Raw genomic sequence first — 2502 nt, 5'->3', positions numbered from 1 at the left:
CATGGCCGAAGCGCCGACCAGCGTCGCCAGCGTCACCGTGAAGCCGGCGACGATGCCCGGCAGCGCTTCCGGTACCAGCACCTCGCGAATGATCGTCCAGCGGTTGCCGCCCATGGCGCGCGCCGCCTCGATCAGCCCGTGGTCGACCTCGCGCAGCGACACTTCGGCGATGCGGGCGTAGTAAGGCGTGGCGGCGATCGACAGCGGCACGATCGCCGCCCAGGTGCCGATCGAGGTGCCGACGATCAGCCGCGTCACCGGGATCAGCGCCACCAGCAAAATGATGAAAGGAACCGAACGGAAGCCGTTGACGATGGCGCCGAGAATGCGATTGACCCAAAGGCTCTCCGCGATGCCGCCGCGATCGGTGGCGACCAGGGCAAGGCCGAGCGGCAGGCCGAGGACAAGCGAGATCAGACCGGACGCCCCGGTCATCAGCACCGTTTCCCAGATCGAGCGGATGAGGAGCTCAAACAGGACCGGCGACATGGCCAAGCACCTCCACCCGCGCGTCGCGCTCCTTGAGGAATGTCGTCACTTGCACAAGATGCGCGGCTTCAACGCCGGCAACGGCCAGGAACAGCGTGCCGACGGGCTGGCCCTGGACATGGTCGACGCCGCCATGCACCAGGCGGAATTGGCCCGGCACCGCCGCGGCAAGATCGGAAAGCAAAGCCCCGCGCGCGGCCTCGCCGGCGACATCGATCCTAAGGATCGTTTCCGCGCCTTCGCCCGGAACCAGCCGGCTGGCGATCTCTGGCGGCAATTGCGGCCGGATGCCGCCGAGCAGGCTGCGTGTAATTTCCGATTTCGGATCGGCGAAGACCTGCCACACGGCGCCTTCCTCGACGATCCGGCCGGCGTCGATCACCGCCACACGATCCGCGATCGAACGGATCACCTCCATCTCATGCGTGATCAGCAGGATGGTGAGCCCGAGCCTGGAATTGATATCCTTGAGCAGCGCCAGGATCGAGCGCGTCGTCTCCGGATCGAGCGCCGAGGTGGCCTCGTCCGACAAGAGCAGCGCCGGTCGGGCGGCCAGCGCCCTGGCGATGCCGACGCGCTGCTTCTGCCCGCCCGACAGCGAGGCCGGATAGGCCCTGGCCTTCTCCGACAGGCCAACGAGCTGCAGAAGCTCGGCCGCCCGCGCCATGCGCTCGGCGCGCGGCCGCCCTTCGATCTTGAGCGGCAGCGCGACATTCTCCTCGACCGTCTTCGCCGACAGAAGATTGAAATGCTGGAACACCATGCCGATGCGACGGCGCAGCGGCTGCAGCTCGCGCTCGCCCAGACGGCCGATCTCGCGGCCCTCGATGAAGACCTCGCCGGAATCGGGGCGCTCCAGCCCGTTCAGGCAGCGGATCAGCGTCGACTTGCCGGCGCCGCTGCGTCCGATGATGCCGAGGATCTCGCCCTTCTTCACCGTGAGCGAGACACCGTCGAGGGCAGCCGTCACGCCGAAGCGGCGCTTCAGGCCGACGAGGCGGACAACGTCTTCAAGCCCGGCCGGCTGGACGCGGACGAGATCGGCGACACTGGCCGAGACATGCTGGTTCATCTCTGTTTCCGTCTCAGTCCGAAAATACGATGGCGGCCCGCTCAGAGGCGGACCGCCTGTTGCTGCCAGCCAGGCGCCGATCAATAGGCGCTGATCCCGGTGCCTTTGTAGACCTTGTCGAACTCGGCCTTGACCGCCTCATTCTGATAGGAGGCGACCAGCGTCTTCACCCACGGCTCGTTCTCGGCTCCGGCCTTGACCGCGATGAAGTTGCGGTAGGGATTATCGGCCACCGGTTCCTGCGCGATGCGGTTTTCGGGGCCGAGGCCGCTCTTCAGCGCCCAGTCGGTGTTGACGACGGCGGCGTCGAGATCGTCGACCGAGCGACCGACGATGCCGGCGTCGAGCTCCTTGATCTCGAGCTTCTTGGGGTTCTCCGCAATGTCGGCGGTCGTCGCCAGGATGCCGGTGCCGTCCTTGAGCTTGATCAGGCCTTCATGTTCCAGGACATGCAGCGCGCGGCCCTCGTTGGACGGATCGTTCGGCACACCGATGACGGCGCCTTCCGGCAATTCGGCGACCTTGGCGTGCTTCTTCGAATAGAGGCCGATCGGCCAGACGGCCGTGTAGCCGACCGGCACGATGTGGTAGCCTTGCGTTTTGATCTGGTTGTCGAGATAGGGCTTGTGCTGGAAAGCGTTGGCGTCGATCTCGCCGCGCTCCAGCGCCTCGTTGGGCTGGGTGTAGTCGTTGAAGACGACGGTCTCAATCGTCAGCCCTTTCTTGGCCGCCTCGGCGGTGACGACGCGCCAGACATCCTCATCCTCGCCGCTGATGATGCCGACCTTGATCGACTTCTTGTCCTCGGCGAAGGACGGCGACGGCGCAGCAAGGCCGATGACGGCCAATGTCGTGGCGAGAAGCGCCGCCAATCCGGCGCGTCTGGTGATTGACGTAACGAGAGATTTTGAAGCGTTGCCAAGTTCGGACATGATGCGTTC

3 protein-coding genes are annotated in these 2502 nt (G+C 65.7%); all 3 read right to left on the bottom strand.

The features are described from left to right. Positions 1 to 489, bottom strand: a 489-nt coding sequence (locus EOD07_RS30620) for a methionine ABC transporter permease (protein WP_164772698.1), incomplete at its 3' end; no start/stop codon positions are given. After that, positions 470 to 1561 (bottom strand): methionine ABC transporter ATP-binding protein, encoded by a 1092-nt coding sequence (locus tag EOD07_RS30615; protein WP_127237961.1) that lies wholly within the window; start codon positions 1559 to 1561, stop codon positions 470 to 472. The genes EOD07_RS30620 and EOD07_RS30615, both read right to left, overlap by 20 nt. Before the next feature lie 80 nt (positions 1562 to 1641). Then, the gene (locus EOD07_RS30610) at positions 1642 to 2493 is read right to left on the bottom strand and encodes a MetQ/NlpA family lipoprotein (RefSeq protein ID WP_127237962.1); all 852 of its coding nucleotides are present in this window, start codon (positions 2491 to 2493) and stop codon (positions 1642 to 1644) included. Positions 2494 to 2502: the final 9 nt, after the last annotated feature.

The sequence above is a fragment of the Mesorhizobium sp. M2C.T.Ca.TU.002.02.1.1 genome, from assembly GCF_003997225.1.
The sequence above is the reverse complement of the archived record's forward strand: the minus strand, read 5'-3'. Positions and strand labels throughout refer to the sequence as shown.